This window comes from Citrobacter sp. TBCS-15 (assembly GCF_005280815.1).
In the GTDB taxonomy this organism is placed as follows: Bacteria; Pseudomonadota; Gammaproteobacteria; order Enterobacterales; family Enterobacteriaceae; genus Citrobacter; species Citrobacter werkmanii.
The window spans coordinates 130320-148699 of sequence record NZ_SZWK01000251.1; the positions used below are offsets into that span (position 1 = coordinate 130320).

Here is an 18380-nt window from a genome sequence, read left to right on the forward strand (position 1 = left end):
CGCCCCCATTATGCTTCACCTAAATAGGCGCGGATCACGTCCGGGTTATTACGAATCTGTTCCGGCGTCCCGTTCGCCAGCGGCGTGCCCTGGTTCACCACGTAAATACGGTCGGAAATTCCCATCACCAGTTTCATATCGTGCTCAATCAACAGAATGGTGGTGTTGTGATGGTTGCGCAGCTCGGCAATCAGCTCGTCCAGCTCTTTAGTCTCTTTCGGGTTGAGGCCAGCGGCCGGTTCGTCGAGCATCAGGATTTCCGGCTGTGTCACCATGCAGCGGGCGATCTCCAGCCGACGCTGGTCACCGTAGGCGAGGTTACTGGCCTGACGGTTGGCATGCTCCAGCAAACCAATACGCGCAAGCCAGGTGGCGGCGCGATCCAGGGCTTCACTCTGCGCGCGACGGAACGACGGCGTTTTTAACAGGCCGGAAAAGACGCCGGTTTTCAATTGCTGGTGTTGCGCCACCAGCAGGTTTTCAATCACCGTCATTTCGCGAAACAGGCGTACGTGCTGGAAAGTGCGCACCACGCCCATACGCGCGATTTGCTGGCCCGGCAGCCCTTCCAGGTGCTGGTCGCGCAGCTTAATCGTCCCGCCCGTCGGTTTATAAAAACCGGTCAGGCAGTTAAAGACCGTGGTTTTACCCGCGCCGTTTGGCCCGATTAACGAAACGATTTCCTGCGGCCTCAGTTCCAGCTCAACGTTGTTCACCGCCAGCAGACCGCCGAAGCGCATCATCAGGCCGTTAACGGATAATAATGGCTGACTCATGCCTGCTCTCCTTTTGCTTCCCCGTTTTTCAGCTTCAACTGCGGACGGGTCATCGGCAACAAGCCCTGCGGACGCCAGATCATCATCAGTACCATCAAACCACCCAGCATTAACATGCTGTATTCATTGAAATCACGCATCAGTTCGCGTGACACGACCAGCAGGATAGCTGCGAGGATGACCGCAAACTGCGAACCCATCCCACCCAGAACCACAATCGCCAGCACAAAGGCCGACTCGGCAAAGGTGAACGATTCCGGGCTGACAAAACCCTGCCGCGCGGCAAACAGCGTGCCAGCAAAACCCGCGAACGCGGCGCTGATGGTAAAGGCGGTCAGCTTGATGCGTGTAGGATTTAAGCCCAGTGAACGGCAGGCGATTTCATCTTCACGCAGCGCTTCCCACGCACGTCCCAGCGGCATACGCAGCAGACGGTTGATGACAAACAGCGAGAACACCACCAGCAGCAACGCCACCAGATAGAGGAAAATCACGCGATCGGACGGGTCATACTTCACGTTAAAGAAGTTGCTGAAGGTATCCCAGCCACCTTCACGCGCGCTGCGGCTGAACTCAAGACCGAAAAAGGTGGGTTTCGGGATCTGGCTGATACCGTTCGGGCCGCCGGTGATTTCGGTGTTGTTGAGCAGCAGGATACGGACGATTTCGCCGAAGCCCAAGGTCACAATCGCCAGATAATCACCGCGCAGTCGCAGGACCGGGAAGCCGAGCAGGAACCCCGCAGCGGCAGAAACCAGTCCTGCCAACGGAAGACAGGTCCAGAAACCGAGGCCGTAATAGTGGTTCAGTAGCGCAAAGGTGTAAGCGCCGATGGCATAGAAGCCGCCGTAGCCCAGCACCAGCAGGCCGGAAAGCCCCACCACCACGTTTAAGCCGAGGCCGAGGATGATATAAATCATCGTCAGCGTGGCGATGTCCACCGTGCCACGCGAGACCATAAACGGCCATGCCACGGCAATCACCAGCAGCGCCACCAGAAACAGTTTCTGTTTCACCGTTGAGCCGTCAATCGCTGGCAGAATAAACTTCGGCCCGGAGACACTCTTCAGGCCCTTCTGGAAGGCCGGACGCAACAGCTGGAAAAGGAACACCACGCCAGTGCCGATGAACACCCACTGCCAGCGGATATCCGCAGCGGTATCCACCACCAGTTTGGTGCCATCCAGTTCTAACTGAACGCCCATAAAGACGCCCGCCAGAATGAAGAACATGGCGGCAGAGAGCAGCGCCATTGCAAAATGCATCGGTTTCATACTTTCTCTACCTCCGGACGACCCAGAATACCGGTCGGCATCACCAGCAGTACCAGAATCAGCAGCGCGAACGACACCACGTCTTTGTATTCGGTACTCAGATAAGCAGAAGAAAGCGCTTCGGCAACGCCCAGAATCAGGCCGCCAATCATCGCGCCAGGGATGCTGCCAATGCCGCCCAGTACCGCCGCGGTAAAGGCTTTCATCCCGGCCATAAAGCCGATGTAGGGGTTAATTACGCCATAGAACTGACCGAGCAGCACGCCCGCAACCGCCGCCATTGCCGCACCGATCACAAAGGTCAGCGCAATCACGCGGTCGGTGTTAATGCCGAGCAGGCTGGCCATTTTCAGATCTTCCGCACAGGCGCGGCAAGCGCGTCCCATACGCGAATAGCGGATAAACAGCGTCAGCGCCAGCATCGCGAGGAAGGTTACAATCCAGATAACCAGCTGCATAGTGGTGATAGATGCAGAGAAGTTATCACTACTGCCGACAGTCCACTGGCCGTTAAACAGGCTGGGCAGCGCCACGTCGCGCGAACCTTCCGTCAGGCTGACGTAGTTTTGCAGGAAGATGGACATCCCGATAGCGGAAATTAGCGCGATCAAACGCTTGGAGCTGCGCACGGGCCGATACGCCACCCGTTCAATACTCCAGCCGTAGGCGCTGGCAATCACAATCGCGCCGACGAAGCCCGCCGCGACCAGTAGCCAACTGGAATCAATCCCCATCATCATTAGCGCAGCGATGATCATAAAGGAGACATAGCTGCCGATCATATACACCTCGCCATGGGCGAAGTTAATCATGCCAATAATGCCGTACACCATCGTATAACCGATGGCGATCAGCGCGTAGGTGCTTCCCAGCGTGACGCCGTTAAACATCTGCTGCAAGAAATAGAGGAACTGCTCGGACATAAGGTAACCTTTCTTAACCCGCCCGTTTTGCACGGGCGGTGGGATAACTCGTCTTCAGGTATTACTTCGCGACGGTCGATGATCCGTCGGCGTGCCACTGGAAGACACCAAACTCAAATCCCTTCAAATCGCCTTTTTCGTCCCATTTCAGCGGCCCAATCACGGTATCAGCCCCGTGTGCTTTCAGATCTTTCACCAGATCCAGCGGCTCTTTGCTTCCGCTGCGATCCATTGCGCTCGCCAGTGACTGGACGGCTGCATAAGTGATCCACACGTACGGTCCGGTTGGATCTTTCTTGTCAGCTTTGAGCGCGTCGACAATCGCTTTATTCGCCGGATCCTGGTCATAGCGTTTTGGCATCGTCACCAGCATGCCTTCTGCGGCATCACCAGCAATGTTAGACAGAGAGGCATTACCCACACCCTCTGGCCCCATAAACTGAGTTTTCAGGCCAACGGAGCGCGCCTGGCGCAGCATTTGCCCCATTTCCGGGTAGTAGCCGCCGTAATAGACGAAGTCGATATTTTCTTTCTTCAGGCGGGCAATCAGCGCAGAGAAATCTTTTTCCCCAGCGGTGATGCCATCAAAGAAGACGATGTTGGCTTTGCCCGCTTTCAGGCTGTCCTGCACCGAACGCGCCAGACCTTCACCATATTGCTGTTTATCATGGATGATGGCGATGCGCTGCGGCTTCACCTTCTCCAGAATGTATTTCGCGGCCGTTGGTCCTTGGGAGGAGTCCAGACCCGCAGTACGCATAATGTGTGCGTAACCGCGCTGAGTCAGTTCCGGGTTGGTTGCCCCCGGGGAAATCATCAGGATCCCTTCGTCTTCATAGATGTCTGACGCTGGCTGAGTCGAAGATGAGCACAGGTGGCCAATAACATACTGAATACCGTCGTTGACGATTTTGTTTGCTACGGCAACAGCCTGTTTTGGATCGCAAGCATCGTCATATTCCACGGCGACCAGCTTGTCGCCTTTGATCCCACCTTTGGCATTGATATCTTTAATGGCCTGACGTGCGCCATTAAATTCCATATCACCCCACTGTGCGACCGGACCCGACATCGCCCCGACAACAGCAACCTTAATATCTTCTGCCATGACAGCATGCGACATTGCCAGTGCTATCACCCCTGCGATGATTGTTTTCGCATTCCGTTTCATTACCTGAATCCCCATTCGTGACGTAATTAATATTTTGTATTTATGTGGTTAAAAAGCAGACTGTGCTTTTTTTGAACTGCACTATTTTTACCAATCTCATTAATGGTTTAGCACAGTTTTTTAAGCAAAATCAGGCTAAAATCTCTATATTTCAGTCGATTAAGAAAAGATAATATTCTGCTTTTCACTATAGATAAACAAAAAAAAGCACGTTTGTCAGCATAAAATAACGGTACAAAGAGCGGAATAAAATGCTGCATCCCAGGGTATTATCCTGCCTGTTTTTCAATCTCTAATGTTTCAAACTGTCATTACCGTTGTCGTAAAACGATTAACCTGGTTAATCGCATAAAAAAGAGAAAGCATCCGGGTGAATTATTTCGGTACACTGCTTCCATCTTTTGTGATTTGGACATGCTGCTAATGAAGCTGACCATCGTTCGTTTAAACAACTTTAGCGCCCAGGATCTGATTGATCTGGGCAAAATCTGGCCGGAATATTCCGCCTCATCGTTAAGCGTAGATGAAACGCACCGGATCTACGCCGCGCGTTTTAACGAGCGTCTGTTAGGCGCTGTACGTGTCACCCTGAGCGGCACACAAGGTGCTCTGGATTCGTTGCGCGTACGTGAAATCACCCGTCGTCGCGGCGTCGGGCAGTATTTGATCGAAGAGGTGATCCGCGAAAACCCAAGTGTGAGTTCATGGTGGATGGCAGATGTAGGCGTTGAAGACCGCAGCGTGATGGCCGCGTTTATGCAGGCGTTAGGCTTTACAGCCCAGGCAGATGGCTGGGAAAAAAGATAAAAAAGCCGGATGGCGCTGACGCTTATCCGGCCTACATGCTGGGAACAAAAAATAAAAAACCACCTCGCAATTTTCCAGGTATGTAGGCCGGGTAAGGCGAAGCCGCCACCCGGCACTCAATTACTTGGCGTCGGTCGCCGTCCCGTTTGCATGCCAGTCAAACACACCGAATTCGAAGCCTTTCAGATCGCCCTTCTCGTCCCAGGACAGCGGCCCCATTACGGTTTCTACTGAGTTTGCTTTCAGGTACTTGGCAATTTCAGCCGGATCGTCAGACTGGTTCAGGCCGGCCTGCAAGGATTGCAGCGCGGCGTAAGTGGTCCACACGAATGCGCCACTTGGATCCTGTTTCTTGGCCTTGATAGCATCCACAATCGGTTTGTTCGCTGGCACCTGGTCGTAGTTCTTCGGCTTGGTTACCAGTAAGCCTTCCGCAGACTCACCCGCAATGTTAGACAGCGACACGTTCGCTACCCCTTCCGGACCCATAAACTGGGTTTTCAGACCTGCGGCACGAGACTGACGCAGGATCTGCCCCATTTCCGGGTGATAACCACCGTAGTAAACGAAATCGATATTCTCTTTCTTCAGGCGCGCCACCAGCGTCGAGAAGTCTTTTTCACCGGCGGTAATTCCGTCAAAGAACACCACGTTGGCGTTGCCTTTCTTCAGGCCGTCCTGCACCGCACGCGCCAGACCTTCACCGTACTGCTGCTTATCGTGAATGATGGCGATGCGTTGCGGCTTCACTTTTTCCAGAATGTATTTGGCGGCAGTTGGCCCCTGATCGGAATCCAGGCCGGTGGTACGCATCACCAGCTTATAACCACGCGCAGTCAGCTCCGGCGCCGTTGCTGCCGGGGTGATCATCAGAATGCCTTCATCTTCATAGATATCTGACGCGGGCTGGGTAGAAGATGAGCACAGATGACCGATAACGTATTTAATCCCGTCGTTGACCACTTTGTTCGCGACCGCTACCGCTTGTTTCGGGTCGCAGGCGTCGTCGTATTTCACCACGACCAGTTTGTCACCTTTCACCCCGCCCTTGGCGTTGATATCCGCAATCGCCTGCTCTGCGCCAGTAAACTCCTGATCGCCATACTGTGCTACCGGACCGGACATTGCGCCGACAACGGCCACTTTAATATCCTTAGCAAACGCCATATTGCTCAAAGACAGGGCGATACATCCTGCCAATAACGCTTTACCCTTCATATTCATCCTGACAATCCCCATTATTGTGGTTATTACGTATGTTGTGATGTTGTTGTTCAGCACTTTATTTCGATTATTGGATAGCCACCCGTGCTTTAGCAGCATACTCTGCTAAAACATACCCGATTTTTATTATTTTGGAATAGCTAAATTTGACATGCAGATAACAACTTGATGACAAAAAGCCTAAACGTCAGGAGATAGAGGGAGAGATAAAAACAAAAAACCCCGGATTTTCATCCAGGGTTTATCAGCATTTCCAGGTTTACTGGAAGATTACGCTTCGATAGCGGCGCGCAGTTTTTTCATGGCGTTCTTTTCAAGCTGACGAACACGTTCAGCAGAAACGCCGTAGCGATCGGCCAGTTCCTGCAACGTCGACTTGTTGTCTTCGTCCAGCCAACGGGCGCGGATGATATCCTGGCTACGTTCGTCCAGACCTTCCATTGCGTGAGTCAGTTTGTTCGCGGCCTGATCTTCCCAGTTATCTTCTTCAATGCCATCGGCAAAGTTAGAGGATTTATCCTGCAGATACAGAACCGGCGCCATCGGCTGGCTGTCAGACTCGTCGTCTGAAGACATATCAAACGTCATGTCCTGCGCCGCCATACGGGATTCCATTTCGCGCACGTCTTTGCTGGAAACACCCAGCTCACGAGCCACCATTTCAACTTCGTCCTGGTTGAACCAGCCCAGACGCTGCTTGGTTTTACGCAGGTTAAAGAACAGCTTACGCTGTGCTTTAGTGGTCGCGACTTTCACGATACGCCAGTTACGCAGAACGTATTCATGGATCTCAGCTTTGATCCAGTGCACAGCGAAAGAAACCAGGCGCACACCCACTTCCGGGTTGAAACGGCGCACGGCTTTCATCAGGCCGATATTACCTTCCTGAATCAGATCCGCCTGCGGCAGGCCATAGCCCGCGTAGTTACGAGCAATATGAACAACAAAGCGCAGGTGAGACAGGATCAGCGTTTTAGCTGCTTCCAGATCGCCCTGGTAATGCAGCTTTTCAGCCAGTGCCCGCTCCTCGTCAGCCGACAACATCGGCCACGCGTTCGCAGCCCGGATGTAAGATTCCAGGTTACCAACAGGGGCTAAAGCTAAATTTTGCATTTCTTTGGTCATTCAAATCCTCTCAATCTTTTCATCTGGCGCGTTGGCAAAAACTAATTAACAAAAACCAGTAGCAACAACCATGCCAGAGCTTATGAGCAACGAGAATATCATTCAATCTTTTATCAGACAGTGATTTTATCCACAAGTTCCATGTCGTAATGTGTATAAATTACGCACAAAATGTGACATCACAATGAATACGCCGGGAAGAGATAACAGGGACTCTTTCCCTGCAGAGCGAACTACTCAGTGCAGGGAAAGATTATACCAGAGATTTTTTAATCGGGGGTAAAGTGGCGTAAATGTTGAACCGTGGCAAGCCAGGCTGCCACCCAGCCGATCATTGAGCACACCAGCAGCAATAACAGGCACTCATCGAATGATAAGCCATTGATATCAAACTTTGTTCCAAAAACCTGCGCCACTTCAGTCACCGCTGACGACAAACGCATCACCAAAATTTCTGACAAAATCAGTGAAAGAAATGCGCCGGAAAAACCGAGCAGCGCGCCGCCGTAAAGGAATGGACGCAGGATAAATCCGTCCGTTGCGCCAATCAGCTTTTGCACGTTAATGGTATCGCGACGCGCAAAAATACTCAGGCGCACGCTGTTACCGATGACGAGGAAGACCGCCGCCACCATCAGCACGCCAATCATCGCGGATACGCGCCCCACGAGTCCCGTCAGCGCCGCCAGACGAGCGAACCAGCTGTCGTCCATCCGCACTTCATCAATACCGTTGATTTGTGCAATACGGTCGCGCAGGGTGTTCAGCGACTCCGTCCCCTGGAAGTCCAGTTTCGGGATCACCACCGCTACGGCAGGAAGCGGGTTCTCTTCCAGCATGTCCAGCGCACCGCCAAAACCGGACCAGTTACGGAATTCACCCAGCGCATCTTCGCGGGAAAGATAATTTACTTTCTCGACACCCTGTTCGGCCTGCAACTGACCCACCACCCGCGCGGCGGCATCGTCATCCAGCGTTTTTTGCAGATAGACGGTGATTTGCGGCGAGGGATAATACTGGCTTGCCGCCTGGTTTACGTTTTTATAAACCATGTAACACACGCTTGGCAGCGTCAGGGAGATGGCGATCACCATCACCGTCAGGAACGTCGCCAGCGGCTTACTTTTCAGGTCTTGCAACGCGCCCTGGAACGCGTAACGCACCTGCTCGTTAAAGACGTTGGTTTTACGTGAGTTCGGTTTTGGCGCGGCTTTCGCACGCTTCGGCGCATTACGACCGCCATCACCCGGCGCGCCGCCTGATTTACGAAAACGATCCAGTCGGCCACCGAACTGTTTGATTTGATTGATAGCGTCACGTCTATTCATGCGCCAGGCCTCCATGCAGGTGTCCATCACTCAGGACCAGCTGGCGGTAGGAGCGACGGGAGATCAGACCAATATCGTGCGTGGCCATTAATACCGTGACCCCGACGCGGTTAAACTCTTCGAACAGGCGAAGGATCCCTTCCGACAGCGCGTCATCCAGGTTCCCCGTCGGTTCATCCGCCAGCAGTACCGCAGGTTTATTCACCACCGCACGGGCGATGCCCACGCGCTGTTGTTCACCGCCGGAGAGCTGAATCGGGAAGTTTTTCGCTTTGTCCAACAGCCCGACCTTATCCAGTGCCGCTGACACGCGACGACGAATATCGTCCCCGCTGGCGCCCGCGATGATCAGCGGAATTGCCACGTTGTCAAACACGGTTCTGTCCATCAACAGGTGGTGATCCTGAAAAATCATGCCAATCTGACGACGCAGAAACGGCACTTCACGGTTTTTCAAACGGCTGATGTCATGCCCGCTGAAATAGATTTTTCCGGCGCTGGGCCGTTCAATTCCACAGATCAGCTTCAGCAGGGTACTTTTACCCGCACCAGAGTGGCCGGTCAGAAACGCCATCTCGCCAGGCTGCATATGGAAGGTCACTCCCTGCAGCGCTTGTCTCCCACCGAGATAGGCCTTGCTGACATGTTCAAAGCGAATCATTGTTAATCCTCTCGGGCAAAAAGTGCCTCAATAAAATCGCCCGCTTTAAACGGACGTAAATCCTCGATACGTTCGCCCACACCAATATAACGGATAGGGATGCCAAACTGATCGGCAACCGAGAAGATGACCCCACCCTTCGCCGTACCGTCCAGCTTGGTCAGGGTGATACCGGTTAAGCCCACCGCTTCATGGAACAGTTTGGCCTGGCTTATCGCATTCTGCCCGGTACTGGCGTCGATAGTCAGCATAACTTCATGCGGCGCCTCTTCGTCGAGCTTCTTCATGACACGAACGATTTTTTTCAGTTCTTCCATCAGGTGCGATTTGTTCTGCAAACGTCCTGCGGTATCAGCGATCAGCACGTCTACGTTACGTGCCTTCGCGGCCTGAATAGCATCAAAGATAACCGAGGCGGAATCCGCGCCGGTATGCTGCGCAATCACCGGGATATTGTTACGCTGACCCCAGACCTGCAACTGCTCTACCGCTGCCGCACGGAAGGTATCGCCCGCCGCCAGCATCACCGTTTTCCCCTGCTGCTCAAACTGACGCGCCAGCTTACCAATGGTAGTTGTTTTACCCACGCCGTTGACGCCAACCATCAAGATAACAAATGGCGTTTTACCCTCGACGTTTAGCGGCTCATCAACCTTCGCCAGAATCTCGCCCATCTCATCTTTCAGCAGGCCATACAGCGCTTCTGCATCTTTGAGCTGCTTGCGGCTGGCGCCTTCCGTCAGATTCGCAATAATTTTGCGGGTCGTTTCTACACCCACATCGGCGATCAGCAGTTGCTCTTCCAGCTCTTCAAACAGATCATCGTCGATCTTTTTACCGCGGAACAGACTGATAAATCCGGAACCGAGGTTTTCTTTTGTTTTCAGCAGGCTGCGTTTCAGACGCGCAAAGAAACCTTCTTTAGTTGGTTTTTCCTGCTCCTGGACCGCCTCTTCTACCGGTTCTTCAACGGCAGGTTCTTCAACCGGCACCACCATGACGGCTTCTTCCGCCGCCTCAGCGGCCAGGGCCTGCGCTTCAAGTTCTTCATCGGTCAGTTGCGGTTCGTTTTCGGCTTCTTCTTCAACCGCCTCGACGATTTCTACAGTTTCTGCTTCAGCCTGCCACTCTTCGGCAGAAACATCTGCGGTTTTCACCTCTTCCGGCAGCGGCAATTCTTCGTGTTCGATAACCGCCGCCGCAGGGGTTTCCACTGCAGGTTCAACAGTGGATTCAGCAACCGCTTCAACTTCCGGCTGCAGTTGCTCAGCAACAGGCTCTTCTTCCGGCTGCAGTTTTTCGATTTCCGCAACCTGTTCAGTGACTTCAACAACTTCAGCAGCAAAGGCTTGTGTTTGTGCCTCGCTACGGGTTTCCTCGGCGCGCGGCTGTTCGTCAACGACGGTAGTTTCTTCAGCAACCGGTTGTTGTTCTTCGTTTTTTAGTTCTGTCTCGTTTTCCGGTGCCTGCTCTTTTTGACCAAAGCCCAGCCAGGAAAAAAAGCCACGTTTTTTCTCTTTCGCCATTTGCGACTACACTCCCCCGCTGTTGCTTCATGGCACAGCGTCAACGCTATGTACATAGCAGCTAAAAAAATGATGAAATAGTCTATCACTTAACTTAACTCACATCACCGCCTGGAATGACACGTCAGCAGCGGATTGAACAATAATTGAAATGAAAAAACCGAATCACTCTGGTAGCGGCCAGATCCGCATTATTGGCGGGCAATGGCGTGGCCGTAAACTCCCGGTTCCGGACAGTCCCGGCCTGCGCCCGACCACCGACCGCGTACGCGAAACCTTATTTAACTGGTTGGCCCCGGTAATGGTCGATTCACATTGCCTGGACTGCTTCGCCGGCAGCGGCGCGTTGGGGCTGGAAGCCCTCTCTCGCTATGCGGCAAATGCGACGCTTCTGGAGATGGATCGCGCGGTATCGCAGCAGTTGCAAAAGAATCTTGCTACGCTGAAGGCAAATCATGCCCGCGTCGTCAACACCAATACGCTGGCGTTTCTGGCCCAACCCGGTACGCCGCATAACGTGGTGTTCGTTGACCCGCCGTTTCGCAAAGGATTACTGGAAGAAACATTAACCCTTCTGGAAACCCATGGCTGGCTGGCAGATGAAGCGTATATCTACGTTGAAAGCGAAGTCGAAAACGGCCTGCCGCCGGTTCCGGTAAACTGGTCACTATACCGTGAAAAAGTGGCAGGACAGGTCGCCTACCGCCTGTATCAACGTGAAGCACAAGGAGAGCACGATGCTGATTAACCTGGGACGCCTGCTGATGCTGTGCGTCTGGGCCTTTTTACTACTGAATATTTTTCAACCCTTTCCACGCCCGCTTAACATCTTCGTTAACGTCGCACTGATATTTATGGTGCTGATGCACGGCATGCAATTGGCGCTACTGAAAAGCACCATGCCAAAAGATGGCCCGCAGATGACCAGCGGGGAGAAAATCCGCATTTTCCTGTTCGGCGTCTTTGAACTGCTGGTATGGCAGAAGAAGATTAAGGACCAGTTGAAGAAGTAACTGTGAACTTTTCTCCCGGCGGCGCGTTGCGAGGCGGGGCGGGGCGACAAAATTTGTAGGCCGGATAAGGCGTAAGCCGCCATCCGGCATCAGTCAGATGCAACCTTAACGTTCAGCCGTAAAATCCTCAAAACGCGAACCTTTATAACTCAGCGTGCCCTTGTCTCCGACAGCTAGCGCATGGTACTGCCGGGCATCCAGGCGAAACGTCTGCTCCAGACCACCGCTTTGCGGCTTAAAGCTGGCTTCATAGCGCATGCTGGTTCCTGCCGGGCTCACTTCCTGTTGACGTGATCGCCGATCGTTAAGTGGTTTTTCCCGCTTATTACTCACTACCACCTGCTTTTGCACCAGCGGTGCTGCATCGTTATCCGCTTTTTCACGCCGCTGCTGGACAAAGCGAAACGACGCAGCTACAACAATTAAGACAATGATAACAATGAAAAAAAGTGGCGGCTTGCTCATAGTATTAACCCATCAGAAAATGCGGAAATAAGCATACATTGCCTGTTATGGTGTTGTCATCTGGCAGTGTCGACCTCTACACTGAACAATAGAGCCGTAAGCACCCCGCTTACGAAAAAATAACGAATTCAAGGAACTAAGATGCTTTGGTCGTTTATCGCTGTCTGCCTTTCCGCATGGTTGTTCGTGGATGCTTCCTATCGTGGGCCCGCCTGGCAACGCTGGGTCTTTAAACCCCTAACTTTACTCCTGCTGGCGCTGCTGGCCTGGCAGGCGCCAATGTTTAACGCCATCAGCTATCTGGTGCTGGCAGGGCTGCTTGCCTCACTGCTGGGCGATGCGCTGACGCTGTTGCCGCGCCAACGTCTGCTCTACGCCGTGGGGGCATTTTTCCTCTCACACCTGCTGTATACCATCTATTTCGCCAGCCAAATGACGCTGTCGTTCTTCTGGCCTTTGCCATTGGTATTGGTGGTGTTGGGAGCACTGCTGATCGCTATCATCTGGACGAGACTGGAAGAGCTGCGTTTAGCCATCTGTACTTTTATCGGCATCACGCTGATGATGGTCTGGATGGCGGGCGAACTGTGGTTCTTCCGCCCCACTGGCCCCGCGCTGTCGGCATTCCTCGGCGCCTCATTATTGTTCATCGGCAATTTTGTCTGGCTGGGTAGCCATTATCGCCGCCGCTTCCGCGCCGATAACGCCATTGCCGCCGCCTGCTACTTCGCCGGACATTTCCTGATTGTTCGTTCGTTGTATCTGTAATATCGCTTGACTCTGGAGTCGACTTCAGAGTGTATCCTTCGGTTAATACGAAATGATTATTAACCGGAGGATGCCATGTCGACGCCCGATGCCCCTGGCAAAAAAGCCCCACAATTCTCTTCTTTCAAGCCAGCACCTGCCCCACAAAAAACGGACGACTGCTGCTGTGAAGGAAGTTGCTCAACCCCATCACCCGTATCCGAAAGGGTAATTGGCACCCGTTATTCCTGGAAAGTGGCAGGAATGGACTGTGCCGCCTGCGCCCGGAAAGTGGAAAATGCGGTCCGCCAGGTGAGCGGCGTCAACCAGGTCCAGGTGCTGTTCGCCACCGAAAAACTGGTCGTCGATGCGGGTTCTGATATCCGTCAGCAAGTTGAAAGCGCGGTACAAAAGGCAGGTTATACCCTGCGCGATGAACAAGCACCGGAAGCCGCCCCCGAATCACGCTTTAGAGAGAACCTGCCGTTGATTTCGCTGATAATCATGATGGCGATTAGCTGGGGGCTGGAGCAGTTCAATCATCCTTTCGGTCAGATAGCGTTTATCGCCACCACGCTGGTGGGCCTGTATCCCATTGCCCGTCAGGCGCTACGTCTGATGAAAACCGGCAGCTACTTCGCCATTGAAACGTTGATGAGCGTGGCCGCGATTGGCGCGCTGTTTATCGGCGCGACGGCGGAAGCCGCCATGGTGCTACTGCTGTTTTTAATTGGTGAGCGTCTGGAAGGGTGGGCCGCCAGCCGCGCCCGTAAAGGGGTCAGCGCACTGATGGCACTCAAGCCGGAAACCGCCACGCGCCTGCGTAACGGCGAGCGCGAAGAGGTGGCTATCAATACCCTCCAGCCTGGCGATATTATCGAAGTTGCCGCCGGTGGGCGTTTACCTGCCGACGGTAAGTTGGTCTCCGGCTTTGCCAGCTTTGATGAAAGCGCCCTGACCGGCGAATCGATCCCGGTTGAACGCGCCACCGGCGAGAAAGTCCCGGCGGGCGCCACCAGCGTGGATCGTCTGGTTACGCTGGAAGTGCTCTCCGAGCCGGGCGCCAGCGCTATCGATCGCATTCTGAAGCTGATTGAAGAAGCGGAAGAACGCCGCGCCCCCATTGAGCGCTTTATTGACCGTTTCAGCCGAATTTATACCCCCGCTATTATGGCGGTTGCGCTGCTGGTTACCCTCGTCCCGCCGCTGCTGTTTGCCGCCTCGTGGCAGGAGTGGATTTATAAAGGACTGACGCTGTTGCTGATTGGCTGCCCGTGTGCGCTGGTTATCTCAACCCCCGCAGCGATTACCTCTGGTCTTGCCGCCGCGGCGCGTCGTGGCGCACTCATTAAAGGCGGTGCGACACTGGAACAGTTGGGTAGAGTCACGCAGGTGGCGTTTGATAAAACCGGCACCCTGACCATCGGTAAACCGCGCGTGACGGCGATTCATTCGGCAAGCGGTATTGATGAGGCTGAACTGCTGGCGCTGGCAGCGGCGGTAGAGCAAGGTGCAACACACCCACTGGCGCAGGCGATTGTTCGGGAAGCGCAAACGCGTGAGCTGACAATTCCTGTAGCGAAAGAACAACGGGCGCTGGTTGGCTCCGGAATTGAAGCGCTGGTCAACGGCGAGCGCGTACTGATTTGCGCTGCGGGCAAACAGCCTGCCGATGCCTTTGCCGGACAGATTAGCGAGCTGGAAAGCGCGGGCCAGACGGTGGTGCTGGTGCTGCGTAACGATACCGTTCTCGGCGTACTGGCTCTACAGGACACGCTGCGCGATGACGCCCGCACGGCCATCAGCGAGCTCACTCAGATCGGCGTGAAAGGGGTAATCCTGACCGGCGATAACCCACGCGCGGCAGCAGCCATTGCCGGGGAGCTGGGTCTGGAATTCAAAGCAGGATTAATGCCGGAAGATAAGGTGCGGGCCGTTACCCATCTCAACCAACAGTCGCCGCTGGCGATGGTCGGCGACGGTATCAACGACGCTCCGGCAATGAAAGCGGCGACCATCGGCATTGCCATGGGTAGCGGGACCGACGTCGCGCTGGAAACCGCCGATGCCGCCCTGACCCACAACCGTCTGCGTGGCCTGGTGCAAATGATTCAACTGGCGCGCGCCACCCACGCTAATATTCGCCAGAACATTGCGATTGCGCTGGGTTTGAAGGGGATTTTCCTCGTCACCACGCTGCTCGGGATAACCGGACTGTGGCTGGCGGTGCTGGCTGATACGGGGGCGACGGTGCTGGTGACCGCGAACGCGCTGCGGTTGTTGCGTAAAGGGTAACCTGTAGGCCGGATAAGCGTTAGCGCCATCCGGCATAACAAGATTACTGCCCTTTGCGCACTAAATAGCGGTACGGCAGAGAGTCGGTCTCTTTGGCCACCAGTTCATGCTCCATAAAGGTACAGAAGCCGGGAATATCGCGGGTTGTCGCCGGATCGTCGGCGACAATCAGCAACGTTTCACCCGCCTGCATACCGCGCACAGTTTTACGCACCATCATTACAGGTTCCGGGCAGCGTAGTCCCTGGGCATCAAGCGTATGATCGGGAGAGGTAAACAGATCGCTCATCGTAGTCTCATTCATGCAAAAACGGCGTTATTTTACGCTCTGTTGTGGCGTAAGCCAATCAGGTTAACGATTGCGTGAAAAACAACCATTGCAATGTGCTCTTAAAGCAGTATCATGCGACGGTTTTTTATTGGGTTCCCTCACCCCATCCAACAAAAAGGTCACAATATGACTCCGTTTACACAATCTCAGCGCGTAAAAGCGTTGTTTTGGCTATCGCTATTTCATCTGCTGGTGATCACCTCCAGCAACTATCTGGTGCAGCTCCCGATCTCCATTTTTGGTTTCCATACCACATGGGGCGCTTTTAGCTTTCCGTTCATTTTCCTCGCGACCGACCTGACCGTGCGTATTTTTGGCGCGCCGTTGGCAAGACGTATCATCTTTGCGGTGATGATCCCCGCGCTGCTGATCTCCTATGTTGTTTCATCACTGTTCTATATGGGATCCTGGCAGGGGTTCAGCGCGCTGCTGCACTTTAACCTGTTTGTCGCCCGTATCGCTGCAGCCAGCTTTATGGCTTACGCGCTGGGACAAATTCTGGATGTGCATGTCTTTAACCGCCTGCGTCAGAACCGCCGCTGGTGGCTGGCGCCGACGGCTTCCACGCTGTTTGGCAACATCAGCGATACGTTGGCCTTTTTCTTTATCGCTTTCTGGCGTAGCCCGGATGCCTTTATGGCCGAGCACTGGATGGAAATCGCGCTGGTCGACTACTGCTTCAAGGTACTGATCAGCATTATTTTCTTCCTGCCGATGTACGGCGTACTGCTGAATATGTTACTGAAAAGGCTGGCAGATAAATCTGAATTATCTGCATTGCAGACGAGTTAAAGGTTCATTTTCCGAGTTGTGATAAGATGGTCGAATGAGCCGTTATGGCCGTTTATCGAAAGGAAGAAGTCAATGCGCAATCTGGTTAAATATGTCGGTATTGGCCTGCTGGTTATGGGGCTTGCGGCCTGTGATAATAGCGATACAAAAGCGCCAGCAGAAGGTGCTGCCGCAGAGAGTAGCGCCACCGGACAACCGGTCAGCCTGCTGGACGGCAAACTCAGTTTTTCCCTGCCCGCGGATATGACCGATCAGAGCGGCAAGCTGGGTACCCAGGCGAACAATATGCACGTGTATTCTGACGCAACCGGCCAGAAAGCGGTGATTGTAATTGTCGGCGACAATACCAACGAAGATCTGGCGGTGCTGGCAAAACGCCTGGAAGATCAGCAGCGTAGCCGCGACCCGCAGTTGCAGGTCGTCACCAATAAATCTATTGAGCTGAAAGGCCACACGCTGCAACAGTTAGACAGCATCATCTCGGCCAAAGGCCAGACCGCTTACTCTTCCGTGGTGCTGGGTAAAGTGGACAACCAACTGCTGACGCTGCAAATCACGCTGCCTGCTGACGATCAGCAAAAAGCGCAAACGACCGCAGAAAACATCATTAACACGCTGGTTATCCAGTAACGGTTAAGACGATGACTCGGCCTCCGGTGACACCACCTGAGGCCGTTTTTTTAGCCGCCAGGTCAGCAGTAACGCCACCGCCACCAGCCCGGCTGCCGCCAGATAGATAACCGGTACACCCGCCCACGTCATTACCAGCCCGGCCAGCGGCCCGGTAACGCCCAGCGATAAATCCATAAACACCGTATAGGTCGCCAGCGCGGCGCCCTGATTTTGCTGCGGGACGGCTTTTACCGCCACCACGCCCAGCGCCGGGAAGACCAACGAGAACCCGGCACCTGCCAGCAGAACGCCGATTTTCGCCATCCACGGCATGGAGGCCATGCCCACCAGCAGTAACCCAACAATCTCGACGCTAAAACAGATCATCGCGACATTGAGCCCACCTAACCGATTGATACCATTTGGGAATAACAAGCGAGTACCCACAAACGTACAGCTAAAAAGCGTCAGCGCAAAAGCTGCGCCGTCCCAACCTTTAGCATCATAAAACAGCGTGATAAAGGTGGCGATCACGCCAAATCCGGCGGAGGCCAACGCCAGCGCCATGCCGTACAACCAGACGCGTCCAAGTACCGCGCGAAACGGCAACGGTTTGCCTTTGCTGGCCTTCACCGCCGGACGGGGGAGCGCCAGCAGTATTGCCAACAGCGCCACGCCCATCACGGTCAGCGCCAGCCCCTGTAAGCCTCCCCAGGCATAACACAGAACGCCCAGCGGAGCGCCTATCGCCATCGCGCCATAGGTCACGATGCCGTTCCACGAAATCACCCGTCCGATATGCATTGAGCCAACAACTCCCACGCCCCATAGCGTAGAGCCGGTCCCGGCAAAGCTTTGCCCGATGCCCAGAATCACGCGCCCCAGGCATAGCAGCAACAGGCTGGCCAACGGCCAACCATTCGTTGATCCCGCCAGCAGGTAGCCCAAACCACTTAAAAAGCAGCCGCACAGTCCGAATACCACGATTTTTTTCGGCCCCAGCAGATCGGCATAGCGACCAGCATGAGGGCGGCTCAGCAGCGTGGCGAAATATTGCAGGCTGATAACCAGCCCCGCCCAGAAGGCGCTAAATCCCATCACATCATGGACATAGCCTGGCAATACCGCGAGCGGCAGGCCGATGGTCAGATAGCTGGCGAAGTTAAACATCACCACCGAAACAATGCGCAGATTAAGGCGCAAACCGCTTAGCGTCGGTTCAGCGACGGGTTCGGGCATGGAAGGTCACCACATTTTCACAACAGTGTTTCATTTCTACCATGTTGCAGACCATAAATCAGCAGCCAGTT

Annotated in this window: 19 protein-coding genes and 1 pseudogene; 8 read left to right on the plus strand and 12 right to left on the minus strand. The window is 54.1% G+C overall.

The genetic code is table 11. The annotated features are described in order from the left end of the window. Window positions 1-8 precede the first annotated feature (8 nt). The 4 genes from livG to livK all read right to left on the minus strand — a co-directional run bounded on the left by livG (window position 9) and on the right by livK (window position 4144). Window positions 9-776: a high-affinity branched-chain amino acid ABC transporter ATP-binding protein LivG gene (livG, locus tag FDW96_RS13495; protein ID WP_003827578.1), complete on the minus strand. Its 768-nt coding sequence runs from the start codon at window positions 774-776 to the stop codon at window positions 9-11. Next, the gene (gene livM / locus FDW96_RS13500; RefSeq protein WP_038634986.1) at window positions 773-2050 is read right to left on the minus strand and encodes a branched chain amino acid ABC transporter permease LivM; all 1278 of its coding nucleotides are present in this window, start codon (window positions 2048-2050) and stop codon (window positions 773-775) included. The genes livG and livM overlap by 4 nt, the downstream gene beginning before the upstream one ends. Beyond that, a complete protein-coding gene (gene livH, locus FDW96_RS13505) occupies window positions 2047-2973 on the minus strand; it encodes a high-affinity branched-chain amino acid ABC transporter permease LivH (RefSeq protein ID WP_003827575.1) in 927 nt (308 codons plus the stop codon). Before livH ends, livM begins: the two co-directional genes overlap by 4 nt. A gap of 61 nt (window positions 2974-3034) precedes the next feature. Then, on the minus strand, window positions 3035-4144 hold the full coding sequence (livK, locus tag FDW96_RS13510) for a high-affinity branched-chain amino acid ABC transporter substrate-binding protein LivK (protein WP_038634989.1): 1110 nt from the start codon (window positions 4142-4144) through the stop codon (window positions 3035-3037). A gap of 423 nt (window positions 4145-4567) precedes the next feature. On the opposite strand from livK, the gene panM reads away from it, so the two are divergent. After that, complete coding sequence (panM, locus tag FDW96_RS13515; protein ID WP_038634992.1) at window positions 4568-4951, plus strand: aspartate 1-decarboxylase autocleavage activator PanM; 384 nt, start codon at window positions 4568-4570, stop codon at window positions 4949-4951. After that, a pseudogene (locus tag FDW96_RS26185) lies at window positions 4936-5030 on the plus strand (hypothetical protein); the annotation flags it as partial. The gene panM and the pseudogene FDW96_RS26185, both read left to right, overlap by 16 nt. A gap of 41 nt (window positions 5031-5071) precedes the next feature. On the opposite strand, the gene livJ reads toward FDW96_RS26185, so the two are convergent. The 5 genes from livJ to ftsY all read right to left on the minus strand — a co-directional run bounded on the left by livJ (window position 5072) and on the right by ftsY (window position 10815). Then, window positions 5072-6175, minus strand: a complete 1104-nt coding sequence (gene livJ / locus FDW96_RS13520; protein ID WP_139815584.1) for a branched chain amino acid ABC transporter substrate-binding protein LivJ — start codon at window positions 6173-6175, stop codon at window positions 5072-5074. A 270-nt stretch (window positions 6176-6445) separates the two neighbouring features. Continuing rightward, entirely contained in the window at window positions 6446-7300 is an 855-nt protein-coding gene (gene rpoH, locus FDW96_RS13525; protein WP_038634997.1) for an RNA polymerase sigma factor RpoH, read from the minus strand. Between the two features lie 269 nt (window positions 7301-7569). Continuing rightward, window positions 7570-8628 carry a permease-like cell division protein FtsX gene (ftsX, locus tag FDW96_RS13530; protein WP_042311999.1) on the minus strand — a complete coding sequence of 353 codons (1059 nt, stop codon included), beginning with the start codon at window positions 8626-8628 and terminating at the stop codon, window positions 7570-7572. Beyond that, window positions 8621-9289, minus strand: a complete 669-nt coding sequence (gene ftsE / locus FDW96_RS13535; protein WP_006687468.1) for a cell division ATP-binding protein FtsE — start codon at window positions 9287-9289, stop codon at window positions 8621-8623. Before ftsE ends, ftsX begins: the two co-directional genes overlap by 8 nt. A gap of 2 nt (window positions 9290-9291) precedes the next feature. Then, entirely contained in the window at window positions 9292-10815 is a 1524-nt protein-coding gene (ftsY, locus tag FDW96_RS13540; protein WP_137365821.1) for a signal recognition particle-docking protein FtsY, read from the minus strand. 151 nt (window positions 10816-10966) lie between these two features. Between ftsY and rsmD the strand changes: the two genes are divergently transcribed. Then, window positions 10967-11563 carry a 16S rRNA (guanine(966)-N(2))-methyltransferase gene (gene rsmD, locus FDW96_RS13545; RefSeq protein ID WP_042311838.1) on the plus strand — a complete coding sequence of 199 codons (597 nt, stop codon included), beginning with the start codon at window positions 10967-10969 and terminating at the stop codon, window positions 11561-11563. After that, window positions 11553-11828 (plus strand): DUF1145 family protein, encoded by a 276-nt coding sequence (locus FDW96_RS13550; protein WP_042311836.1) that lies wholly within the window; start codon window positions 11553-11555, stop codon window positions 11826-11828. Before rsmD ends, FDW96_RS13550 begins: the two co-directional genes overlap by 11 nt. 105 nt (window positions 11829-11933) lie before the next feature. Here the strand turns inward: FDW96_RS13550 and FDW96_RS13555 are convergent, their stop codons facing one another. Further along, the gene (locus FDW96_RS13555; protein WP_137365822.1) at window positions 11934-12293 is read right to left on the minus strand and encodes a DUF2500 domain-containing protein; all 360 of its coding nucleotides are present in this window, start codon (window positions 12291-12293) and stop codon (window positions 11934-11936) included. Window positions 12294-12434: 141 nt separating this feature from the next. Here FDW96_RS13555 and FDW96_RS13560 point away from each other — a divergent pair, with 141 nt between their 5' ends. Both FDW96_RS13560 and zntA read left to right on the plus strand, forming a co-directional pair. Next, window positions 12435-13061 carry a lysoplasmalogenase gene (locus FDW96_RS13560; protein WP_038635015.1) on the plus strand — a complete coding sequence of 209 codons (627 nt, stop codon included), beginning with the start codon at window positions 12435-12437 and terminating at the stop codon, window positions 13059-13061. A gap of 75 nt (window positions 13062-13136) precedes the next feature. Next, entirely contained in the window at window positions 13137-15335 is a 2199-nt protein-coding gene (gene zntA / locus FDW96_RS13565; protein WP_137365823.1) for a Zn(II)/Cd(II)/Pb(II) translocating P-type ATPase ZntA, read from the plus strand. Window positions 15336-15378: 43 nt separating this feature from the next. Here zntA and tusA read toward each other — a convergent pair whose 3' ends face one another. After that, entirely contained in the window at window positions 15379-15624 is a 246-nt protein-coding gene (gene tusA / locus FDW96_RS13570) for a sulfurtransferase TusA (RefSeq protein ID WP_003827551.1), read from the minus strand. Window positions 15625-15792: 168 nt separating this feature from the next. Here tusA and FDW96_RS13575 point away from each other — a divergent pair, with 168 nt between their 5' ends. Together FDW96_RS13575 and FDW96_RS13580 are read left to right on the plus strand one after the other, a co-directional pair. Next, window positions 15793-16458: a 7-cyano-7-deazaguanine/7-aminomethyl-7-deazaguanine transporter gene (locus tag FDW96_RS13575; RefSeq protein ID WP_061380975.1), complete on the plus strand. Its 666-nt coding sequence runs from the start codon at window positions 15793-15795 to the stop codon at window positions 16456-16458. Window positions 16459-16530: 72 nt separating this feature from the next. Beyond that, window positions 16531-17088: a DcrB family lipoprotein gene (locus FDW96_RS13580; protein ID WP_016154847.1), complete on the plus strand. Its 558-nt coding sequence runs from the start codon at window positions 16531-16533 to the stop codon at window positions 17086-17088. A gap of 3 nt (window positions 17089-17091) precedes the next feature. On the opposite strand, the gene FDW96_RS13585 is transcribed toward FDW96_RS13580, so the two are convergent. Next, window positions 17092-18309, minus strand: coding sequence for an MFS transporter (locus FDW96_RS13585; RefSeq protein WP_079225863.1), 1218 nt, complete (start codon window positions 18307-18309; stop codon window positions 17092-17094). Window positions 18310-18380: the final 71 nt, after the last annotated feature.

Bases quoted from the DNA above. Each gene is read 5' to 3' on its own strand.
- panM (WP_038634992.1), top strand. From the start codon at position 4,568: ATGAAGCTGACCATCGTTCGTTTAAACAACTTTAGCGCCCAGGATCTG.
- ftsE (WP_006687468.1), bottom strand. From the start codon at position 9,289: ATGATTCGCTTTGAACATGTCAGCAAGGCCTATCTCGGTGGGAGACAA.
- FDW96_RS13585 (WP_079225863.1), bottom strand. From the start codon at position 18,309: ATGCCCGAACCCGTCGCTGAACCGACGCTAAGCGGTTTGCGCCTTAAT.
- FDW96_RS13580 (WP_016154847.1), top strand. From the start codon at position 16,531: ATGCGCAATCTGGTTAAATATGTCGGTATTGGCCTGCTGGTTATGGGG.
- livH (WP_003827575.1), bottom strand. From the start codon at position 2,973: ATGTCCGAGCAGTTCCTCTATTTCTTGCAGCAGATGTTTAACGGCGTC.
- rpoH (WP_038634997.1), bottom strand. From the start codon at position 7,300: ATGACCAAAGAAATGCAAAATTTAGCTTTAGCCCCTGTTGGTAACCTG.
- FDW96_RS13575 (WP_061380975.1), top strand. From the start codon at position 15,793: ATGACTCCGTTTACACAATCTCAGCGCGTAAAAGCGTTGTTTTGGCTA.
- rsmD (WP_042311838.1), top strand. From the start codon at position 10,967: ATGAAAAAACCGAATCACTCTGGTAGCGGCCAGATCCGCATTATTGGC.
- tusA (WP_003827551.1), bottom strand. From the start codon at position 15,624: ATGAGCGATCTGTTTACCTCTCCCGATCATACGCTTGATGCCCAGGGA.
- FDW96_RS13550 (WP_042311836.1), top strand. From the start codon at position 11,553: ATGCTGATTAACCTGGGACGCCTGCTGATGCTGTGCGTCTGGGCCTTT.
- FDW96_RS13555 (WP_137365822.1), bottom strand. From the start codon at position 12,293: ATGAGCAAGCCGCCACTTTTTTTCATTGTTATCATTGTCTTAATTGTT.
- ftsY (WP_137365821.1), bottom strand. From the start codon at position 10,815: ATGGCGAAAGAGAAAAAACGTGGCTTTTTTTCCTGGCTGGGCTTTGGT.
- livK (WP_038634989.1), bottom strand. From the start codon at position 4,144: ATGAAACGGAATGCGAAAACAATCATCGCAGGGGTGATAGCACTGGCA.
- livJ (WP_139815584.1), bottom strand. From the start codon at position 6,175: ATGAATATGAAGGGTAAAGCGTTATTGGCAGGATGTATCGCCCTGTCT.
- zntA (WP_137365823.1), top strand. From the start codon at position 13,137: ATGTCGACGCCCGATGCCCCTGGCAAAAAAGCCCCACAATTCTCTTCT.
- ftsX (WP_042311999.1), bottom strand. From the start codon at position 8,628: ATGAATAGACGTGACGCTATCAATCAAATCAAACAGTTCGGTGGCCGA.
- FDW96_RS13560 (WP_038635015.1), top strand. From the start codon at position 12,435: ATGCTTTGGTCGTTTATCGCTGTCTGCCTTTCCGCATGGTTGTTCGTG.
- livG (WP_003827578.1), bottom strand. From the start codon at position 776: ATGAGTCAGCCATTATTATCCGTTAACGGCCTGATGATGCGCTTCGGC.
- livM (WP_038634986.1), bottom strand. From the start codon at position 2,050: ATGAAACCGATGCATTTTGCAATGGCGCTGCTCTCTGCCGCCATGTTC.